The 20,393-nt window shown below is 59.8% G+C and carries 16 protein-coding genes and 5 tRNA genes; 15 read left to right on the top strand and 6 right to left on the bottom strand.

Annotated elements, in window-relative coordinates; translation table 11 throughout:
- The first annotated feature begins 292 nt into the window (after positions 1-292).
- The gene (locus GQX66_RS17980) at positions 293-1,813 is read left to right on the top strand and encodes a nucleobase:cation symporter-2 family protein (RefSeq protein ID WP_085747843.1); all 1,521 of its coding nucleotides are present in this window, start codon (positions 293-295) and stop codon (positions 1,811-1,813) included.
- A gap of 121 nt (positions 1,814-1,934) precedes the next feature.
- On the opposite strand, the gene GQX66_RS17975 is transcribed toward GQX66_RS17980, so the two are convergent.
- A tRNA-Asn gene (locus tag GQX66_RS17975) sits at positions 1,935-2,010 on the bottom strand.
- A 228-nt stretch (positions 2,011-2,238) separates the two neighbouring features.
- Between GQX66_RS17975 and GQX66_RS17970 the strand changes: the two genes are divergently transcribed.
- The gene (locus GQX66_RS17970) at positions 2,239-2,469 is read left to right on the top strand and encodes a hypothetical protein (RefSeq protein ID WP_102686996.1); all 231 of its coding nucleotides are present in this window, start codon (positions 2,239-2,241) and stop codon (positions 2,467-2,469) included.
- On the opposite strand, the gene GQX66_RS17965 is transcribed toward GQX66_RS17970, so the two are convergent.
- Together GQX66_RS17965 and GQX66_RS17960 are read right to left on the bottom strand one after the other, a co-directional pair.
- Entirely contained in the window at positions 2,466-2,666 is a 201-nt protein-coding gene (locus GQX66_RS17965; RefSeq protein WP_007956421.1) for a hypothetical protein, read from the bottom strand. The two genes, GQX66_RS17970 and GQX66_RS17965, sit on opposite strands and share 4 nt — an antisense overlap.
- A 112-nt stretch (positions 2,667-2,778) precedes the next feature.
- Positions 2,779-3,975 (bottom strand): amino acid aminotransferase, encoded by a 1,197-nt coding sequence (locus tag GQX66_RS17960; RefSeq protein ID WP_129973128.1) that lies wholly within the window; start codon positions 3,973-3,975, stop codon positions 2,779-2,781.
- A gap of 335 nt (positions 3,976-4,310) precedes the next feature.
- On the opposite strand from GQX66_RS17960, the gene uvrB reads away from it, so the two are divergent.
- On the top strand, positions 4,311-6,326 hold the full coding sequence (uvrB, locus tag GQX66_RS17955; protein WP_129973129.1) for an excinuclease ABC subunit UvrB: 2,016 nt from the start codon (positions 4,311-4,313) through the stop codon (positions 6,324-6,326).
- 60 nt (positions 6,327-6,386) lie between these two features.
- On the opposite strand, the gene GQX66_RS17950 is transcribed toward uvrB, so the two are convergent.
- Positions 6,387-7,877 (bottom strand): MDR family MFS transporter, encoded by a 1,491-nt coding sequence (locus GQX66_RS17950; RefSeq protein WP_170844900.1) that lies wholly within the window; start codon positions 7,875-7,877, stop codon positions 6,387-6,389.
- Positions 7,878-7,926: 49 nt separating this feature from the next.
- Positions 7,927-8,976: an HlyD family secretion protein gene (locus GQX66_RS17945; protein ID WP_240870256.1), complete on the bottom strand. Its 1,050-nt coding sequence runs from the start codon at positions 8,974-8,976 to the stop codon at positions 7,927-7,929.
- A 230-nt stretch (positions 8,977-9,206) separates the two neighbouring features.
- On the opposite strand from GQX66_RS17945, the gene gltX reads away from it, so the two are divergent.
- From gltX to GQX66_RS17885, 12 genes are all read left to right on the top strand, one after another.
- Complete coding sequence (gltX, locus tag GQX66_RS17940; protein ID WP_007956429.1) at positions 9,207-10,688, top strand: glutamate--tRNA ligase; 1,482 nt, start codon at positions 9,207-9,209, stop codon at positions 10,686-10,688.
- Between the two features lie 202 nt (positions 10,689-10,890).
- Positions 10,891-10,966, top strand: a tRNA-Ala gene (locus tag GQX66_RS17935).
- 79 nt (positions 10,967-11,045) lie between these two features.
- Positions 11,046-11,121: transfer RNA gene (locus GQX66_RS17930), tRNA-Glu, on the top strand.
- 53 nt (positions 11,122-11,174) lie between these two features.
- Positions 11,175-11,250, top strand: a tRNA-Ala gene (locus tag GQX66_RS17925).
- 78 nt (positions 11,251-11,328) lie between these two features.
- Positions 11,329-11,404: transfer RNA gene (locus tag GQX66_RS17920), tRNA-Glu, on the top strand.
- Positions 11,405-11,587: 183 nt separating this feature from the next.
- Positions 11,588-12,127 carry a TetR/AcrR family transcriptional regulator gene (locus GQX66_RS17915; RefSeq protein ID WP_007956432.1) on the top strand — a complete coding sequence of 180 codons (540 nt, stop codon included), beginning with the start codon at positions 11,588-11,590 and terminating at the stop codon, positions 12,125-12,127.
- Positions 12,128-12,157: 30 nt separating this feature from the next.
- Complete coding sequence (locus tag GQX66_RS17910; RefSeq protein ID WP_240870252.1) at positions 12,158-12,991, top strand: alpha/beta fold hydrolase; 834 nt, start codon at positions 12,158-12,160, stop codon at positions 12,989-12,991.
- Between the two features lie 47 nt (positions 12,992-13,038).
- Positions 13,039-13,500, top strand: a complete 462-nt coding sequence (locus GQX66_RS17905) for a thioesterase family protein (protein ID WP_007956435.1) — start codon at positions 13,039-13,041, stop codon at positions 13,498-13,500.
- A 35-nt stretch (positions 13,501-13,535) separates the two neighbouring features.
- Positions 13,536-14,495 carry a tRNA-dihydrouridine synthase gene (locus GQX66_RS17900; RefSeq protein WP_085747839.1) on the top strand — a complete coding sequence of 320 codons (960 nt, stop codon included), beginning with the start codon at positions 13,536-13,538 and terminating at the stop codon, positions 14,493-14,495.
- A gap of 121 nt (positions 14,496-14,616) precedes the next feature.
- Complete coding sequence (locus tag GQX66_RS17895; RefSeq protein ID WP_011333344.1) at positions 14,617-15,060, top strand: Hsp20 family protein; 444 nt, start codon at positions 14,617-14,619, stop codon at positions 15,058-15,060.
- A gap of 186 nt (positions 15,061-15,246) precedes the next feature.
- A complete protein-coding gene (locus GQX66_RS17890; RefSeq protein ID WP_236190954.1) occupies positions 15,247-15,942 on the top strand; it encodes a DUF1266 domain-containing protein in 696 nt (231 codons plus the stop codon).
- Entirely contained in the window at positions 15,939-18,617 is a 2,679-nt protein-coding gene (locus tag GQX66_RS17885; RefSeq protein ID WP_240870250.1) for a DUF805 domain-containing protein, read from the top strand. Before GQX66_RS17890 ends, GQX66_RS17885 begins: the two co-directional genes overlap by 4 nt.
- Here GQX66_RS17885 and GQX66_RS17880 read toward each other — a convergent pair.
- Complete coding sequence (locus GQX66_RS17880; RefSeq protein ID WP_240870248.1) at positions 18,614-20,305, bottom strand: molecular chaperone HscC; 1,692 nt, start codon at positions 20,303-20,305, stop codon at positions 18,614-18,616. The genes GQX66_RS17885 and GQX66_RS17880 overlap by 4 nt on opposite strands.
- Between the last annotated feature and the right edge of the window lie 88 nt (positions 20,306-20,393).

The following is a 20,393-nucleotide window of genomic DNA, read 5'->3' as shown; positions in this document are numbered from 1 at the left end:
GCATTCTTGCTTTTATCGGACCGAATCTTGAATGACTTCATTATGCATACTTTATATGTATAAAAAGAACGCGCCGCGCCGTCGGTTGCCATGAACACTTTTGCTTGGGCGGATAAAGCGTGGACTCGATTGGGGATGTGTTGCCGAATTTGTGGGATGAAAGCAGCGAGATAGAAGGTTGGGTGGCTAGCTAACCATTATGTGACTGATAAGTTGTATACAAGTCTATGGACATTTGTCCTGACTCTTGCATACAGTGTGCGCATAACAAAAACCAGGGAACTCCCCCACCATGAAAACGCCCCATGTTTCACACCAACGGCCCGAGGACGAGAATCTCGGGGTCGGCGCGAATATGGCTTACGGCCTGCAACACGTTCTGACCATGTATGGCGGTATCGTCGCGGTGCCACTGATCATCGGTCAGGCCGCCGGGCTTTCGCCGGCGGACATCGGTCTGTTGATTGCTGCTTCATTGTTTGCGGGGGGGCTGGCCACGTTGCTGCAAACCCTGGGTTTACCGTTTTTCGGCTGTCAGTTGCCGCTGGTGCAGGGCGTGTCGTTCTCCGGCGTTGCCACCATGGTGGCGATTGTCAGCAGTGGCGGGGAGGGCGGCTTCCAGTCGGTGCTCGGCGCAGTGATAGCCGCGTCGTTGATCGGTTTGCTGATCACGCCGGTTTTTTCGCGAATCACCAAGTTCTTTCCTCCGCTTGTTACCGGCATCGTGATCACTACCATCGGCCTGACGCTGATGCCGGTGGCCGCACGCTGGGCCATGGGCGGTAACAGCCACGCGCCTGACTTCGGCAGCATGCAGAACATCGGTCTGGCGGCGGTCACGCTGGTGCTGGTGTTGCTGCTGAGCAAGGTCGGCAGTTCCACCATCTCGCGTCTGTCGATCCTGTTGGCCATGGTGATCGGCACGGTGCTGGCGGTGTTCCTCGGCATGGCGGATTTCTCCAACGTCACCCAGGGCCCGATGTTCGGCTTCCCGACGCCGTTCCATTTCGGCATGCCGACCTTCCACTTCGCCGCGATCCTGTCGATGTGCATCGTGGTCATGGTGACCCTGGTGGAAACCTCGGCGGACATCCTGGCGGTCGGTGAAATCATCGGCACCAAGGTCGACTCCAAACGCCTGGGCAACGGCCTGCGGGCGGACATGCTGTCGAGCATGTTCGCGCCGATCTTCGGCTCGTTCACCCAGAGCGCCTTCGCCCAGAACGTCGGGCTGGTGGCGGTGACCGGGATCAAGAGCCGCTATGTGGTGGCGACCGGCGGTATCTTCCTGGTGATCCTCGGCCTGCTGCCGTTCATGGGCCGGGTCATCGCAGCGGTGCCGACCTCGGTACTCGGTGGTGCCGGTATCGTGCTGTTCGGCACCGTGGCGGCGAGCGGTATCCGCACGCTGTCCAAGGTCGATTATCGCAACAACGTCAACCTGATCATCGTCGCCACCTCGATCGGCTTCGGCATGATCCCGATTGCCGCACCGAACTTCTACGATCACTTCCCGAGCTGGTTCGCGACGATTTTCCATTCGGGCATCAGCTCGTCGGCGATCATGGCGATCCTGCTGAACCTGGCGTTCAACCACTTCACGGCGGGCAACTCGGATCAGCAGTCGGTGTTTGCGGCGGCAGAAGAGCGGACCCTGCGTTATCGCGATCTGGCAGCGTTGCGTGAAGGCGACTACTTCAGCGACGGCAAACTGCACGACTGCGACGGCAATGAAGTGCCGGTGATCGATCCGGATGCGGATCACGGTCACGGCGTGCCGAAGGTACATGCCAAGAGCAGCGAGCACGTCTGACCGTTGTAGTTGAATGAAAAGGGCCGATCAGTTGCGAAACTGATCGGCCCTTTTTATGGCGCTGACTTTTTCAATGCCCACAAAAAAGCCCCTGAATCTTTCGATTCAGGGGCTCTGTATTTGGCTCCACAACCTGGACTCGAACCAGGGACCCAGTGATTAACAGTCACTTGCTCTACCAACTGAGCTATTGCGGAATTGGTGCGTATGTTACTGATTTAAAAAGACTAGTCAAGCGCGAGATGTAAATTTTCTGGAAAGGTCAGGACGGGCGGCGGTTTATCGGCGATTGGCGGTTACCAGAACCGTAGCAGAGGTCTACCATGGCCGCCCGGAAGTGGTCACACGCGCTGCCGGCCATTCGCCGAAAAGGTACGCGCCATGAATAGCCCCATCCTCACTCATCGTCCTGTCGAGGTGTTCGCATGAGCACCGCACAAATCAGCCTGCCCAAAGGCGTCGGTACACACGCCGAAAAGCTTTTCGACGCGATCACTCAGGCCGCCACGGCTGAAGAGCTGAACCGTGCAGGCGGCAAGGCCGAAGGTTTTGTCCTCGGTCTGGAAAGCACCAAGGCCATCAAGAGCCAGATCGCCGAATCGCTCTACGTCGTTTATGACGATGCGGCGACTCAGCGTGCAGCGGAACTGGCTTAACCGCCGAACGTGAAGGTGCCGAGCATCAGTTTGGCGTACAGCATCGTTGCGCCCAGTTGCACCAGCCACAGCGCCAGCCCGCCGAGAAACACCCCGGCCGCGACTTGCAGCACCAGGTTGTTGCCGCGTTTGGCCGGGGCGCGGGGGATGAAGTCATCCAGATCGTCGCGGTCGGCGCGCAGGTCGTCGTTTTTCATATCGGTTCTCTGAAATATCGTTTGGGTGCAGTCTAGAGGGTGTATCGGTTTTTCTTTAGACAAATAAAAAACGGGAAGCCCGAAAGCTTCCCGTTTTTAGTGCCGCGTCGGGTCAGATGACCTGAACGATGGCGTCCGTCACGGCTTCGATGTTGCTCTGGTTCAGCGCGGCGACGCAGATGCGGCCGGTGTCCAGGGCGTAGATGCCGAACTCATTGCGCAGGCGGTGAACCTGTTCGGTGGTCAGGCCGGAGTAGGAGAACATGCCGCGCTGACGACCGACGAAGCTGAAGTCACGCTGCGGGGCTTTCTTCGCCAGCAGAGCAACCATCTGCTCGCGCATGCCGCGAATGCGCAGGCGCATTTCAGCCAGTTCGGCTTCCCACTGAGCGCGCAGTTCCGGGCTGTTCAGCACAGCGGCAACGATGCTTGCGCCGTGGGTCGGCGGGTTGGAGTAGTTGGTGCGGATCACGCGTTTGACTTGCGACAGGACGCGGGCGCTTTCTTCTTTCGATTCGCTGATGATCGACAGTGCACCGACACGCTCGCCATACAGCGAGAACGACTTGGAGAACGAGCTCGAGACGAAGAAGGTCAGGCCGGATTCAGCAAACAGACGCACGGCAGCGGCGTCTTCGGCGATGCCGTCACCGAAACCCTGGTAAGCCATATCGAGGAACGGCACGTGACCTTTGGTCTTGACCGCTTCCAGCACGTTGTTCCAGTCCGCCGGGCTCAGGTCGACGCCGGTCGGGTTGTGGCAGCAGGCGTGCAGCACGATGATCGAGCCGTTCGGCAGGGCGTTGAGGTCTTCCAGCAGGCCGGCACGGTTCACGTCGTGGGTGGCGGCGTCGTAGTAGCGGTAGTTCTGCACCGGGAAACCGGCGGTTTCGAACAGGGCGCGGTGGTTTTCCCAGCTCGGGTCGCTGATCGCTACAACGGCATTCGGCAGCAATTGCTTGAGGAAGTCGGCACCGATTTTCAGTGCGCCGGTCCCGCCGACGGCCTGAGTGGTGACAACGCGGCCAGCTGCAAGCAGTGGCGAATCATTGCCGAACAGCAGCTTTTGCACGGCCTGGTCGTAGGCCGCGATGCCGTCGATTGGCAGGTAGCCGCGCGAGGCGTGCTGAGCGGCGCGAATGGTTTCGGCTTCGATGACGGCGCGCAGGAGTGGAATTCGCCCCTCTTCGTTGCAGTACACACCCACCCCAAGGTTGACCTTATTGGTCCGGGTATCGGCGTTGAATGCTTCGTTGAGGCCCAGGATTGGATCGCGGGGTGCCATTTCGACAGCGGAGAACAGGCTCATTTTTACGGCAGCTCTATTGGAGAGTGGAGGGACGTGTGGCGCTCCAGCCGAATGCACTAGAGCGGTGCACAAACGGGGAGCTAGTATAGAGGCCATCATCGATCAATGGCGACAGGCGAATCGGCTTTTAAGGTAAGTTTTTCCGATTATTTCTCGACCGTTAGTCGAATGAACCTGTCAGAGACTTTACCGGATGTAGGACGTTTGCCTTGAAAGGCGAGGCAATCGGCTCCACATTCAGCACAATCTTCGTTTTTCCTTGCGCGACATCGGTCGTTTGCGGTCTTTCTCGTGGTACTGCGGTTGCCCGCCGCATCGCGATTCCAGAGGTGTTTATGTCTGAATTCCAGCTCGTCACCCGTTTCGACCCTGCCGGCGATCAGCCTGAAGCCATTCGCCTGATGGTCGAAGGCATCGAAGCCGGGCTGTCGCACCAGACGCTGCTCGGGGTGACCGGGTCGGGCAAGACCTTCAGCATCGCCAACGTGATCGCCCAGGTGCAGCGTCCGACCCTGGTTCTGGCGCCGAACAAGACCCTGGCCGCGCAGTTGTACGGCGAGTTCAAGTCGTTCTTCCCGAACAACGCTGTCGAGTACTTCGTTTCCTACTACGACTACTACCAGCCCGAAGCCTATGTGCCGTCGTCCGACACCTTCATCGAGAAGGATGCGTCGATCAACGACCACATCGAGCAGATGCGTCTGTCAGCGACCAAGGCATTGCTCGAGCGCAAGGACGCGATCATCGTCACCACGGTGTCGTGCATCTACGGTCTGGGCAGCCCGGAAACCTATTTGAAAATGGTCTTGCATGTCGATCGCGGCGACAAGCTCGACCAGCGTGCGCTGGTGCGGCGCCTGGCCGACCTGCAATACACCCGCAATGACATGGATTTCGCCCGTGCGACCTTCCGGGTGCGCGGCGATGTGATCGACATCTACCCGGCGGAATCCGACCTGGAAGCGATCCGCATCGAGTTGTTCGATGACGAGGTGGAAAGCATTTCCGCGTTCGACCCGCTGACCGGTGAAGTCATCCGCAAGCTGCCGCGCTTCACCTTCTATCCGAAGAGCCACTACGTGACGCCGCGGGAAACCCTGCTCGACGCCATCGAAGGGATCAAGGTCGAGTTGCAGGAGCGCCTCGAGTATCTGCGCAACAACAACAAACTGGTGGAAGCCCAGCGTCTTGAGCAGCGCACCCGGTTCGACCTGGAGATGATCCTCGAGCTCGGCTACTGCAACGGCATCGAAAACTACTCGCGCTATCTGTCGGGTCGTCCGGCCGGCGCTGCGCCGCCAACGCTCTACGATTACCTGCCGGCCGACGCCTTGCTGGTGATCGACGAATCCCACGTCAGCGTGCCGCAAGTCGGCGCGATGTATAAGGGCGACCGTTCGCGTAAGGAAACTCTCGTGGAGTATGGCTTCCGCCTGCCGTCGGCGCTGGACAACCGGCCGATGCGCTTCGACGAGTGGGAAGCGGTGAGCCCACAGACGATTTTCGTCTCGGCCACGCCCGGCAACTACGAAGCCGAACACGCAGGTCGGGTGATCGAGCAAGTGGTGCGCCCCACCGGTCTGGTCGACCCGCAGGTTGAAGTACGCCCGGCGCTGACTCAGGTCGACGATCTATTGTCGGAAATCACCAAACGTGTTGCGGTGGAGGAGCGAGTGCTGGTCACCACGCTGACCAAACGCATGGCTGAAGACTTGACCGATTACCTGGCCGATCACGGCGTGCGCGTGCGTTATCTGCACTCGGACATCGACACCGTCGAGCGGGTCGAAATCATCCGCGACCTGCGTTTGGGCACGTTCGATGTGTTGGTGGGGATCAACCTGCTGCGTGAAGGTCTGGACATGCCGGAAGTATCGCTGGTGGCGATTCTCGACGCGGACAAGGAGGGTTTCCTGCGTTCCGAGCGTTCGCTGATCCAGACCATCGGCCGCGCGGCGCGGAACCTCAATGGCCGGGCGATTCTCTACGCGGACCGCATTACTGGTTCGATGGAGAGGGCTATTGGTGAAACCGAGCGTCGTCGCGACAAGCAGATCGCCTTCAACCTGGCCAACGGCATCACGCCGAAGGGCGTGTTCAAGGACGTCGCCGACATCATGGAAGGCGCCACCGTGCCCGGTTCGCGCAGCAAGAAGCGCAAGGGCATGGCCAAGGCCGCCGAAGAGAACGCCAAGTACGAAGCCGAATTGCGCTCGCCGAGCGAGATCACCAAACGCATTCGCCAACTGGAAGAGAAGATGTACCAGCTGGCCCGCGACCTGGAATTCGAAGCGGCAGCGCAGATGCGCGACGAAATTGCCAAGCTGCGTGAGCGGCTGTTGGCTGTCTGACTGATCGTTCCCACGCTCTGCGTGGGAATGCAGCCCTGGACGCTCTGCGTCCGCTCAAGGTTAATGTGCCTCGCCGGCCTTCAGTCCGGCGGGCAGTTTCTTGGTCAGCAAAATCGCCAGCATGCTGATCCCCAGCGCAATCCCGACAAAATGAAACGCATCGTTGTAGGCCATGATCAGCGCCTGCTGATGCACGATCTCGCTCAACTTGCCCAACGCCGCCGTGTCACTGCCGAACCGATCAGTCATCGACGCCAGGCGTTCGGCCACCTGCGGATTGGTCGGCACCACCGCTTCACGCAGGTAATCGAAGTAGGTCTTGGTGCGCGCGTCCAGCAGCGTTGCGAGCAGGGCGATGCCGATGGCGCCGCCGAGGTTGCGCAGGATGTTGAACAGGCTCGACGCCGAACCCGCGTCCTGCGGCAGGATGTACGCCGTGGCGATCAGTGAAATAGTCACCATGATCAGCGGCTGGCCCAAGGCGCGGATAATCTGGATCTGGTTGAACTGCGGCCCGGCGAAATCCGGGTTGAGCACCCCGGAGGAAAAACTCGCCAGCCCGAACAGGCCGAAACCGATCGTACACAGCCATTTCGGCGAGACGAACTTCATCAGCTTCGGCACCAGTGGAATCAGAAACAGCTGCGGCACGCCCATCCACATGATCACTTCGCCGATCTGCAAGGCGTTGTAGTTCTGGATCTGCGCCAGATACAGCGGCAGCAGATAGATCGAACCGTACAGCCCGACGCCCATGCCCAGGCTGGAAATACTCGACAGCCCAAAATTGCGATTGCGCAGGATGCCGAGGTTGATCAGCGGATTGGGCTTGGAAATCTGCACGATCACAAAGGTGATCAAACTCAGCAGGGCGATACTGCCCAGCGTCACGATCAGGCTCGATTCCAGCCAGTCCTTGCGATGGCCTTCCTCAAGAAAAACCTGCAGGCAACCGAGGCCGATGCCCAGCGTGAGAATGCCGGTGTAATCGGTGCTTTTCAGCAGTTCCCAATGCGCTTCTTTCTTCTCCAGCCCGTACATCAGCCCGGCGATCATGATCAGTCCCGGCGGAATGTTGATATAGAAGATGTACTCCCAGCCCCAGTTTTCCGTGAGCCAGCCGCCGAGGGTCGGGCCGATGGACGGGGCGAAGGTGGCGGTCATGGCGAACATCGCCATGCCTTTGGCCCGGTGGTGTTCGGGGAGTTTGATCAGAGTCAGGGTGAACGCCAGCGGGATCAGCGCGCCGCCGGTGAATCCCTGCATGGCGCGAAACACGATCATGCTCTCCAGGCTCCAGGCCATCGAGCACAACAGCGACGAAATCAGAAATCCCAGCGACACCCACACCGCCAGCCGACGGGCCGACAACAACTGCACCAGCCAGGCGGTCAGCGGAATCATGATGATTTCCGCCACCAGATAAGACGTCGAGATCCACGAGCCTTCTTCTAGCGTCGCCGACAGGGCGCCCTGAATATCCTTGAGCGAGGAGTTGGTGATCTGGATGTCGAGCACCGCCATGAAGGCGCCGAGCATTACGCTCATCACCGCGATCCAGTCCCGCCGGGTCGGTTCGCCGACCGGGCGGATCAGTGAATCACCGGCCATTGTCAGGGGCGTCTTTGATGTTCACGGTGGCGGTGACGGACATGCCCGGACGGATCTTGCCGTGCAGCGGGTTATCGGCCTTGAAGGTCAGTTTGACCGGAATCCGCTGCACGACCTTGGTGAAGTTGCCGGTGGCGTTGTCCGGCGGCAGCAGGCTGAACTGCGCGCCAGAGGCGGCGAACAGGCTTTCGACTCGGGCTTCGATCGGAGTGTCGCTGTAGGCGTCGAAGGTCAGTTCGGCTTTTTGTCCGGGTTGCATGTGGCCGATCTGGGTTTCCTTGAAATTGGCCTGCACCCAAATGTCTTCGTCCGGAACGATCGACAAAAGATACGCACCGGCCTGCACCACTTGCCCATTACGCGCGGCACGCTGGCCGATCAGGCCGCTGATCGGCGCGTGGATTTCGCTGCGGGTCAGGTTCAGTTCGGCCTGGGCGACGTCGGCGCGGGCGTTGGCGATCTGCGCGTCGAGGCGTTTGATTTCGGCCGTAAGTGCATTGACTTGCTGGCGCTGGCTCTGGGCATCGGCCTGGGCCTTGGCCACTTGCGAGCGGGCGATGTGGGCGTCGGCGGAGAGGGTGGTGACCCGCTCCTCGGAGACGTAGCCGGGTTTGCGCAGGGTTTCTGCCCGCGACAGATCCATCTGCGAGCGCCCGAGGGTGGCTTGCGTGGTTGCCACTTGCGCATCGCTGGCGGCGATCAGGCTGGCTTGCTGGGTCAGTTTGCTTTGGGCTTGCAGGCGCTCGGCTTCGCGGGTGGCGAGGGCGGCATTGGCGCGATCGACGGCGAGGCGGAAATCATTCGGTTCGAGACGGATCAGCAGCTGGCCCTTTTCCACATGCTGGTTGTCCTGCACCAGCACTTCGTCGATGCGTGCGCTCAACTGGCTCGACACGCGGGTGATTTCACCCTGGACATAGGCGTTGTCGGTGCTTTCATAAAAGCGTCCCTTGAAAAACCAATGGGCGAAAAAGCCCCCGGCAATCAGCAGGACCAGCAACAGGAAAATGAACAGGCGACGCTTGAGTTGGGCAGGCATGGGCAAACTGTAGTCGAGGAATTGTAAGGAAAGTTATCAGCAGGCGAATCTGGCATACAGCCGATGAACGGTAAATGCCGTCTGTTGATATTCGGCCATTCACCACGGCCAACGGGCGTTCAAGACGCAACCTTGGCTTAAATGCCCTGCCCGCTGGAGCGGGGCGGGTGTCGCCTGTTACCATTCGCCGCTTGATCGTTCTTTGCTTTTCATTCTTTTCGAGACATGCCATGACCACCGTCCGCACTCGCATCGCGCCATCGCCTACCGGGGATCCCCACGTAGGTACCGCTTACATCGCACTGTTCAACTACTGCTTTGCCAAGCAGCACGGCGGTGAGTTCATCCTGCGGATCGAAGACACCGATCAGTTGCGTTCGACCCGCGAGTCCGAACAGCAGATCTTCGACGCCCTGCGCTGGCTGGGCATCGACTGGAGCGAAGGCCCGGACGTTGGCGGCCCGCACGGCCCGTACCGTCAGAGCGAGCGCGGCGATATCTACCAGAAGTATTGCCAGCAACTGGTCGACATGGGCCACGCCTTCCCGTGCTTCTGCACCGCCGAAGAGCTGGACCAGATGCGCGCCGAGCAAATGGCACGCGGCGAAACCCCGCGTTACGACGGCCGTGCGCTGTTGCTGTCCAAGGAAGAAGTCGCCCGTCGCCTGGCTGCCGGCGAGCCGCACGTGATCCGCATGAAGGTGCCGAGCGAAGGCGTCTGCGTGGTTCCGGACATGCTGCGTGGCGACGTCGAGATCCCGTGGGATCGCATGGACATGCAAGTGCTGATGAAGACCGACGGTCTGCCGACGTACTTCCTGGCCAACGTGGTTGACGATCACCTGATGGGTATCACCCACGTGCTGCGCGGTGAAGAATGGCTGCCGTCGGCGCCGAAACTGATCCTGCTCTACGAGTACTTCGGCTGGGAACAACCGGAGCTGTGCTACATGCCGCTGCTGCGTAACCCGGACAAGAGCAAGCTGTCCAAACGCAAGAACCCGACTTCGGTGACGTTCTACGAGCGTATGGGCTTCATGCCTGAGGCGATGCTCAACTACTTGGGCCGCATGGGCTGGTCGATGCCGGACGAGCGCGAGAAGTTCTCGCTGCAGGAAATGGTCGACAACTTTGACCTCAAGCGTGTGTCGCTGGGCGGTCCGATCTTCGACATCGAGAAACTGTCGTGGCTCAACGGCCAGTGGCTGCGTGATCTGCCGGTGGAAGAGTTCGCCGCTCGCGTGCAGAAGTGGGCGTTCAATTCCGAATACATGATGAAGATCGCGCCGCACGTTCAGGGCCGTGTCGAAACCTTCAGCCAGGTTGCACCGCTGGCCGGGTTCTTCTTCGCCGGTGGCGTGAATCCGGATGCCAAGCTGTTCGAATCGAAAAAGCTTTCGGGCGATCAGGTTCGTCAACTGATGCAGTTGATCCTGTGGAAGCTGGAAAGCCTGCGTCAGTGGGAGAAAGACAGCATCACCGCGACGATTCAGGCGGTGGTCGAATCCCTCGAGCTGAAGCTGCGTGATGCAATGCCGCTGATGTTTGCCGCGATCACCGGGCAGGCGAGTTCGGTGTCGGTGCTCGATGCGATGGAAATCCTCGGGCCGGACCTGACCCGTTTCCGTCTGCGCCAGGCAATTGACCTGCTGGGCGGTGTGTCGAAGAAAGAAAACAAAGAGTGGGAAAAGCTGTTGGGCGCCATCGCCTGATTGCGTTTGACTCTGCAGGACGCGCCGAAGGTCAGGATCTTTTGATCCTGTCCTTCGGTGTTTTCCCCCGAATTTACGGGGGGAGGGCGGTAAGTGATTGTAATGCCGACAAAAAATTTTGAATTTTTTCAAAAATAAGTTTGACAGCCTTTCGATACGCCCTTAAGATTCGCCCCGTCCTCAGCGATGACATCAACGATGAGGGGCTATAGCTCAGCTGGGAGAGCGCTTGCATGGCATGCAAGAGGTCGACGGTTCGATCCCGTCTAGCTCCACCAATTTACACTTCGAAGCCTGGCCACACCGGCTTCGAAGCGATCAACACTCAGCGTTGATCAGTTGTATAGAAGGGTTTGCGTCCCCTTCGTCTAGTGGCCTAGGACACCGCCCTTTCACGGCGGTAACAGGGGTTCGAGTCCCCTAGGGGACGCCAGTTTTACAGAAGCGATGTTGCAAGATGTCGCTCCGCCGAGAGGCGAAAAATCCGGGGCTATAGCTCAGCTGGGAGAGCGCCTGCATGGCATGCAGGAGGTCAGCGGTTCGATCCCGCTTAGCTCCACCAATTTACAGTTCAAGGTCTGGCCACACCGGCCTTGAATCGATCAGTACTCAGCGCTGATCAGTTGTATAGAAGGTTTGTGTCCCCTTCGTCTAGTGGCCTAGGACACCGCCCTTTCACGGCGGTAACAGGGGTTCGAGTCCCCTAGGGGACGCCACGATTACCCGCTCTGCGGGATTTTATAAGGGTCATTCAATTATTGAATGGCCCTTTTGTTTGTCTGGCGTTTGGCCAAATCCTCTTTTTCCTTAACACTGTGCTTCAGACCAGCGGTCACGCTTGTGACTTGCGGAATATTATTATGAGAATAATATTGCTATCGTAATATTCGGAGGCGACGATGAACGACAAGAAAGCTCAAACCCGCGAACGCATTCTCAAGGCCGCCAGCGCTGCACTGATCCAGCGCGGCCCGGCTGAACCGAGCGTGGGCGAAGTGATGGGTGCAGCCGGCCTGACCGTCGGTGGCTTCTACGCCCACTTCGAAAGTAAGGACGCAATGATGCTTGAGGCGTTCAAGCAATTGCTCGGTCGCCGTCGCGACCTGATTGCCGACATGGACAGCGAGCTGACCGGTGAAGAGCGCCGCGCCCTTGTGGCTGCGTTCTATCTGTCGCGCAAGCATCGCGATTCCAGCGATTCGGCCTGCCCGATTCCGGCCTCCATCGGCGAGCTTGGGCGGCTGCCGGAAGAATTCCGCATAGCGCTGAACGAGCACCTGGAACTGATGATTGCGCAGTTGGCTTCAAGCCCTGAAGACATCGATAAAGCGTTGGCCGACGTGGCCTTGATGGTAGGTGGTCTGGCGCTCTCAAGGGCGTTGGGCCCTGGGGATTTATCCGATCGATTGCTGCGTGCTGCCAAGTCGGCGGTGCGTTGACCTGAAGGCTACAAGCCCGAGGAGAGAGCGATGAGCACGTTGAAGTGGGTTCGCGGCGTTAATGGCACCTTGGGCTGGTTCGCACCGAAACTGGTGGCGAGCAAAATGCGGCTGGCGTTCATGACGCCGCGCGCGAATGCACCGCGGGACTGGGAACTGCCGCTGCTGGCCAAATCCGAGCGCATTACCTTGCGTTTCGGTCTCTCGGCTCTGCGCTGGGGACAAGGCCCGACGGTCCTGCTGATGCACGGCTGGGAAGGGCGACCCACCCAGTTTGCCGCGTTGATCACGGCGCTGGTCGACGCGGGCTACACGGTTGTCGCGCTGGATGGTCCGGCCCACGGTCGCTCGCCGGGGCGCGAAGCCAACGTGGTGCTGTTCGCTCGAGCGATGCTTGAAGCCGCGGCCGAATTGCCGCCGTTGCAAGCGGTCATCGGCCACTCCATGGGCGGTGCCAGTGCCATGCTCGCGGTGCAATTGGGCTTGCGCACCGAAACCCTGGTGAGCATCGCCGCTCCAGCGCGGATTCTCGGGGTGTTGCGCGGATTTGCCCGTTACGTCGGCATGCCACCCAGAGCTCGTTCGGCGTTCATTCGCCAGGTCGAGCAAGACGTCGGCATGCGCGCCGCCACGCTCGATGTCGCTCACTATCAACTGGATATGCCGGGCCTGATCGTGCATGCCGAAGACGACACTTTCGTTTCGGTCAAGGAATCCCAACTGATCCACGAATCCTGGTTCGACAGTCGCTTGCTGCGTCTGGAAGCCGGCGGCCATCAGCGCGTACTGGCCGACCCTCGGGTGATTGATGGCGTGTTATCACTGCTGGCCGGGCGCAGCCTTCAGGCGCGGCAATCGGCCTAGTCATCCGTTACACTGCCCCGGTTGAATCATTTGACCGGGAGTAGGGCATGGGCTGGGATCGGGCAACGCCGTTTACCATTGATCTGCAAGTGGGCGCCGAGGACATCGACGGGCTGGGCCACGCCAACAACGCGGTCTACGTGACCTGGCTCGAGCGCTGCGCCTGGCGCCACTCGCAGCGTCTGGGTCTGGATCTGGTCGAGTACCGGCGTCTGGATCGGGCGATGGCCGTTGTGCGCCACGAAATCGATTACCTGGCCGCCGCCTATGAAGGCGACGAGCTGCAACTGGCGACCTGGATCGTCGATTGGGATCAGCGCCTGAAAATGACCCGTCACTTCCAGTTGATTCGCCCCAGCGACAACGCCACGCTGCTGCGCGCCCAGACCACCTTCGTCTGCATCGAGCTGTCCACCGGCAGGCCCAAGCGCATGCCCGCCGAGTTCATCGACGGCTACGGCCCGGCCATCCAGACAGCGGACATGGGTTTAACCCGCGAAACCCAGTAAACTGCCGCACGTTTTTCCTTGAGTGTGTGTTTCCCATGCAAATTGCTCTGGCGCCGATGGAAGGGTTGGTCGACGACATCCTGCGCGATGTCCTGACCCGTGTCGGCGGTATTGACTGGTGCGTGACCGAGTTCATTCGGGTCAACGATCAGTTGCTGACCCCGGCCTATTTCCACAAGTTCGGCCCTGAACTGCTCAACGGTGCGCGCACCGCTTCCGGCGTGCCGCTGCGCGTGCAATTGCTGGGTTCCGATCCGGTGTGCCTGGCAGAAAACGCGGCGCTGGCCTGCGAGCTCGGTTCTGAAGTGATCGACCTGAACTTCGGTTGTCCGGCAAAAACGGTCAACAAATCCCGTGGCGGTGCGGTGCTGCTCAAGGAGCCGGAACTGCTCAACCGGATCGTCGAGCACGTGCGTCGCGCCGTTCCTGCACACATTCCGGTTACCGCCAAGATGCGCCTGGGTTTCGACAGTCCGGACGGCTCGCTGGTCTGCGCCACGGCGCTGGCCGAGGGCGGTGCCGAGCACATCGTGGTTCACGCCCGGACCAAGGTCGACGGCTACAAGCCGCCAGCGCATTGGGAATGGATCCCGCGCGTGCAGGACGTGGTCAAGGTGCCGGTGTTTGCCAATGGCGACATCTGGAGCGTCGAAGACTGGCGCCGCTGCCGGGAAATCAGCGGCGTCGAAGACATCATGCTCGGTCGTGGTCTGGTGTCGCGTCCGGATCTGGCCAGGCAGATCGCCGCCGCCCGTGCCGGCGAGGACGTCGTCGAGATGACCTGGACCGAACTGATGCCGCTGATCCAGGACTTCTGGCTGCAAGCCAAAGCACAAATGACCGCGCGCCAATCGCCGGGCCGTTTGAAGCAGTGGTTGGCCATGTTGACCCGCAATTATCCCGAAGCCGTTGAGCTTTTTACCGTGCTGCGCCGGGAGACCGAGCCGGATCAGGTCTCGCGTTTGCTGGGTTTGCCGGTCGCCGAAGCCGCCTGAAAAAAATCTTCAAACGATCTCTTGAAAACAAAACGCAGGTCCCTATCTAAGGGTTACGCGATGCCGAATTCGGGTCGCGGAGACAAAAAAACTTGCTGATTGTTTTCAGGAGATTTGAATCATGAGTACTGCATTTTCCCTCGCTCCACTGTTCCGTTCTTCGGTGGGTTTCGACCGTTTCAACGACCTGTTCGAAACCGCTCTGCGCAACGAGCCAGGCAGCACCTATCCGCCTTACAACGTGGAAAAACACGGTGACGATCAATACCGCATCGTCGTGGCGGCGGCCGGTTTCCAGGAAGAAGACCTGGAACTGCAAGTCGAGAAAGGCGTGCTGACCATCAGTGGCGGCAAGCGTGATGCCAACGAAGGCGTCACGTTCCTGCACCAGGGCATTGCCCAGCGTGCATTCAAGTTGTCCTTCCGCCTGGCCGATCACATCGAGATCAAGGCCGCCGGCCTGAGCAACGGTCTGTTGAGCATCGACCTGTTGCGAGTGATTCCGGAAGAGGCGAAAGCCAAGCGCATCCCGATCAACGGGGCGCAGCCGGCACTGCAACACTGAGTCACTTGCAGAAACAAATCGTCTGAACGGGCGATAAGCCGCTGAATGAAGGCCCCGATACGTCGGGGCCTTTTTTGTGGGCGCAGGAAAATCGTCGCGGGGTTTGCCGCTGGTTTCCCGGCTCTTTACAATCCGCGCCGACAAGGCCGGCACTCCTCATTTTTCACCGGCCCCGGAGCCTTTTTCATGGACGAGATGGAGCAGCGCTGGCTGTATGCGCTTTCTGCACCTTTGGTTGCCCTAAATCCCGATGCCGACTACACGGCACCCACCTATTGCTTCGACCTCAAGCACGTCGATGTCGAAGGAGGGTGGGGCATTACCACGCGCCCGCAACTATTAGACATGTTGCGCACAGCCGACAACGGGCACGCCACACAGTTGAACGAAGCCTATCGTCAATGGGAACGCTGCCTGCCTTCCGAGTGGCAAGCGCTGATCGAAACACTCGACAGCCGGCAACGAGCTTTTTACGAATTGGCCAGCCGTACGTTCGGAGAATGTGGCTCCGGTGGTATTCGCGCCTGGGACATCGGGCGTATGGGATTTCTGCTGCGCTCCGCAGTGCTGCACGGTTGGATCGACCTGACCGAAAGCCTCTGGTTGCACGGTCGCATGGCGGCGCGTGCGCGGTATTACTACGACAGTTGGACCAGTTATCTGAACGGTTTTGTCATCGGCAAGGCCTTTTGGCATTGCCTCGGCAACAAGGATGAGGAACTGGCTCACGAATACGACCGGCAGGGTGATTACGTCGGCACGACGGTGGTGATCAGGAAGCTGGATCGCGACGCTCGCGATCTTTTTGCACAATTGCCTTGGGACATGCCCCTGCATCTGCCGGAACGCCCTGAGTCTCTAGGGGAGTTCGACTGGTCATGAGCTGCTGGATTCGCTTGGGTATCGAGCCCACCAAAGACAATGAAGCCATTCGTGGCGCCTATCGCGCGCGTTTGCCAAAGCACCATCCGGAAACGGACCCTGAAGGTTTCCAGGCATTGCGTGAAGCCTATGAAATCGCCCTGCGCTTTGCCCGAGAAGAAGAGCCCGAGGCAGATGCACCGGCTGACACCGAGCTGAATGCCAGCGATCAGCTGTTAAGCGGCTTTGAGGCGTTGCTCAGTGATTCTGCGCGCCGATTCGCTCCTGCGGCGTGGCAAGTCTTCATTTTTGAGCTGGATCAAGTGCCGCTTGAGGTTTTGGATGAGGTCTGCTGGCCTTTGCTGCGCGAGTTGCTCGATGCAGGACCTATTTCCCACGTCTGCGCACGCTTGCTCGCCCAACGCATGGGCTGGGCAAGTCGGATGCTCGATCTGGATTTCGAAAATGCCCGGCATGTCGACGAATTTTTGCAGCGTATCGAGGCGGCGGATCCTTTCGATACATCGTTGATGAGCGAATGGCCAGTCGTCGCGCAACTGGAAACGCTATGGTTTTTGCGTACGCTGAATCATCTCCACCGTAATGCGTCACTGGATGATTACCGTTATTTCGCCAACCTTCACACCTGCGTACCGCTACCGCCGGACGACGGTTTGCTGCAGCGTCTGGCCATCCAGTTCAGTCAGGCCGGCATCGCCAGCAAAGGCTTTCTCGAAATCATCAATGAGCAGCATCGGCTTGCGCCGATGGATGTTGACTGGCTCTATCTGCTGGCGTGCCAGCGCAGCGCCTTGGGCATGGAAGAATTGGCTTTACAGGCTTGGGTGCGTCTCTGGCGAGAGCATCAGCACCCGAAAGCCGCGGACTGGCTCCTGGCCCTGTGCGCGCGTCATCAACCCCAGCGTTTGCCGTTGTTGATTCAGGCATTTGATCGCCTCGAGAATTTCCGCGACTGGTCCGATGACCTGGGTGATGTCACCCAGGAATACGGCAGCCCTTCGCAGCGTCCGGAAACACTGGGTCGCTGGTTTCGCGCCCGACAGCTTGAGCTGCATGACATTGCCGATGCCTTCGTCGAATGGCGCATCAGTGGTGATGAATTACCGTTATTGGCATCTCTGATCGTCGCCAGCGATGACACGCGACTGCAGACGCTGTACCAGTACGCCTGGGCGCTGCACCGGGGTGACGTTCCATTGCTGCAACGAATCATGGAGGCGCCGCAGGCTTCGGACATTCTTGAACAGTTGGTGTTGGAAGGCTTCAAGTATCAGGCCGACCAGCAAATCTGCTGGTTGACCCAGGCACCGATTCCGCTGGCACTGAAAGCATTTCTGGCGAGCAATTCAGCGCAACCGGTACTTGAGCCGGTGTTGCAGAAGGGCGAACCGCTGGCGCTTTGTCTGCTGTGGATGCGTCGCCTGCGAGCCTACGACGCTCGTTCGTTGGCCCGACTGGATGAGGCATTCGGCCTCGGCAAGCAAGGCGCGCTGCTCGACGGACTGAAGTTGCAGGCACAACTCGCCGGGCAGGGCATGTTGCTTCCCGCTATCGATGGTCGTTGCGATGTGTGGGAATGGCATCGTCAGGCCCTGTATCTGCTGGCGACGCTCGACCAGCCGGTGCGCTGGCTGGGCGCGCAGTCGGCGCATTGCGTCGACTCGATGAATGTAGAGCGGGAGCATCCTCTGGCGCGTTTGCAACCGTTGCTCTGCCGGTTGAATCGCGAACAGGGCAGTGCCAGCGGTCTGCTCGGGTGGTTGCAAGCGGCAGATCCGGTGCATGCCATGCTTGCCCGTCAGCTGTTGAGCGCTCAGGAGGCGCTCGACAGTGCGCGGTTGCTGAGCAACGACCGCTTGTTCGAGTGCATGCGCAGCGATATCAAGGCGTTCGATGACGATTTGCTCGGGCGCATGCTGCTGGGGGGCGTGCTGTATCACGATCCTCTGCTGGATGCCCAGCAGCGAAAATACCTGCTCGACAGGATTACCGAGGTCGTCAATCCACAGGACTGGTTCGATGGTTTCCGCCACGGTTTGATCAAGGGTGAGCCGCCGCATCCACCTTCAGCGCTTCTGGAGGAAGAAGGGATCAGCAGTGATGCTTTCGGCCTGGCCGTGGATGTGCTCAAGAGATTGGTGCGTTACGGCAGTGCCGGTGTGCCGCGGCAGAAAATGCTGCTGCGTATGCAACGAGCCAAGGACAATCCCGAGAATGGCCTCGGTCTGCGTTTTGCCTTCAGCGCGCTGTTGTCGTGGAGTGAGCGTTTGTTGCAGGCCAAAAGCGACACCCGCCCGACGCCGGCTTCAGCGTTCTGGCGTTTGGGCTCGCGGTTGGGCCGAGGCGCATTCATCTGGCAGGTCATTGGCGCTGTGCTGATCACGCCTTTGGCGGCGTTGCTCAGCGGTACGCCGCTGGCCGGAATCATCGTTATGTTGTTGGGCGCAGCGTTCCTGCTCGGCGCGATTTTGCGTCGCCTGCATGATATGGGGCGAGGGATTCCCACCTTGCTGATCATCGCAGTGTTGTCGCCGGTACTGCCTTTCTTGCCGCTGGTATTGTTCGGATTTCCCGGTGACACGTTGCCCAATCGGTACGGCGTGCCACCGGACAGCGTCGGTGAAGACACACTGCCCGGCGGTTTGCAGGCCACGTTGCGACGGCTGATCGGTTAGAGGCGAAGTTGATCCAGAGCCTTGTTGAGTTGTGACCGGTGGCTGGCAATCTCTTCCGATTGCTGGCTGCCGAGCACGGTGGTGAACGTGTCCAGCCAGTCGGCAATGCGTTCGCGTTCGTCCCCCAGGCTTTGCGTCCACGCACGCTCCAGCCGGGCCAGTAGCGTCCGGTTTGGAAGGGCGTCTCGGGGGTGGATTTTCAGGGTGGCGAGTCGCTCGTGACTGTTTTGTCGCGATTGTTCGTCGAGCCCGGTCGGGCTTCGATCAATGCTGTGGCTGTGACGTTCACCGCTGTCCAGCAAGTTGACGTCGACTTCAAGCAATCCGTTGATGTCGTAGCTGAAACGCACGTCAAGAGCCTGGATCTGTTCGCTCGCCGTTACCGGTACGTCGAAAGCATCAATGAAAATGTTATCGCGCACCCAAGGGCGTTCGCCCTGGTAGACCGCGATGCGAATGGTCTCCTGCTGTGGATGCGTGGTGTAAAAGCGTTGCACCCTGGATGTTGGAATAATGGTATTACGCTCGATGATCGGTGAAAAAGCGCCGCTGATACCTTCACCACGGTTGGTCGAAATTCCCAGTGTGTAAGGGCAGACATCGGTCAGGATCAGTTCTTCAACCGCACCGTCCCGCGCCTTGCAGGCCGCTTGCGTCGCCGCACCCAGTGCGACAATCGTGTCCGGATCGAGGTGTCGATAAGGCAGGCGTCCGAACAGCGTGGCCACCATTTGCTGCACCGCCGGCATCCGGGTAGCACCGCCTACCAACACCAAGCTGTCGAGATCTCGGGGTTTGAGGCGGGCATCACGCAGGGCTTGCTCGATCGGTGCGCGCAAACGGGCCAGAAGTGGTTCCCAGATCTTTACGGCGCCGGTTTCGTCCAGCGACCATTCATACGAACTCTCCCCATTGCGCCAGTTCAGGCTTTGAGTGCCTTCAGAGAGCTTGCACTTGAGCTGTTCAAGGTTGTCGCAAAGGCTGGCGAGATTCTGGGCTTCAATGTGCGCCGGGGTGAGCTGCCACGCCTTGAGGCATGCTTGCAGCAAGGCCTCGGTAAAGTCCTCCCCACCCAAAAAGTTGTCACCGGTGGACGCATGCACTTCAATCAGCGGCAACGCATATTCCAGCACCGTGACATCGAACGTCCCGCCGCCCAGATCGAAGATCAGCGTGCGTTCGAATTTCTGCTCGTGCAGCCCGTACGCCATTGCAGCGGCGGTCGGCTCGTTGATCAGTCGGGAAACCTTCAGGCCCGCCAGTTCGGCGGCGAACAGCGTGCGTTTGCGTTGCTCGTCACTGAAATACGCCGGCACGGAAATCACCGCTTCAGCCACCGGGTGGCCGAGAAAGGCTTCGGCGTCCTGCTTGAGTGAGCCCAGCACCAGTGCCGATAACTCTTCGGGGCTGAAGGTTTTGGTGCCGAGTTCGATCTGCCGGTCGCTGCCCATGAATCGCTTGAACGCGGCGGCTGTTCGTTCCGGGTGGGTCGTCAGGCGTGCGCGTGCGGCTTTGCCGACCAGAATGGTCTCGTCTTCATCGAGGCTGACCACCGAAGGGGTCAGTACCTCGCCGAGGGCGTTGGGGATCAATCGGGCCTGACCGTCCTGCCAGACGGCGATCAAACTGTTGGTGGTGCCAAGGTCAATGCCCAGCAGGGCCGGGCGGGGGAGGGTTGCATCCTGCATGATCGATCTCGAAACAGCGCGAAAAAACGCGACCCTACAGGTTGCCGCCAACCCTGGCAATTACCGGCCTGGGTCAATACTTGCGACA

Origin of the sequence: Pseudomonas sp. B707 (assembly GCF_022496685.1) — a bacterium.
Taxonomy (GTDB): domain Bacteria; phylum Pseudomonadota; class Gammaproteobacteria; order Pseudomonadales; family Pseudomonadaceae; genus Aquipseudomonas; species Aquipseudomonas paraglycinae.
Note: the sequence above shows the minus strand (reverse complement) of the source record. Positions and strands in the feature narration are given on the sequence as shown.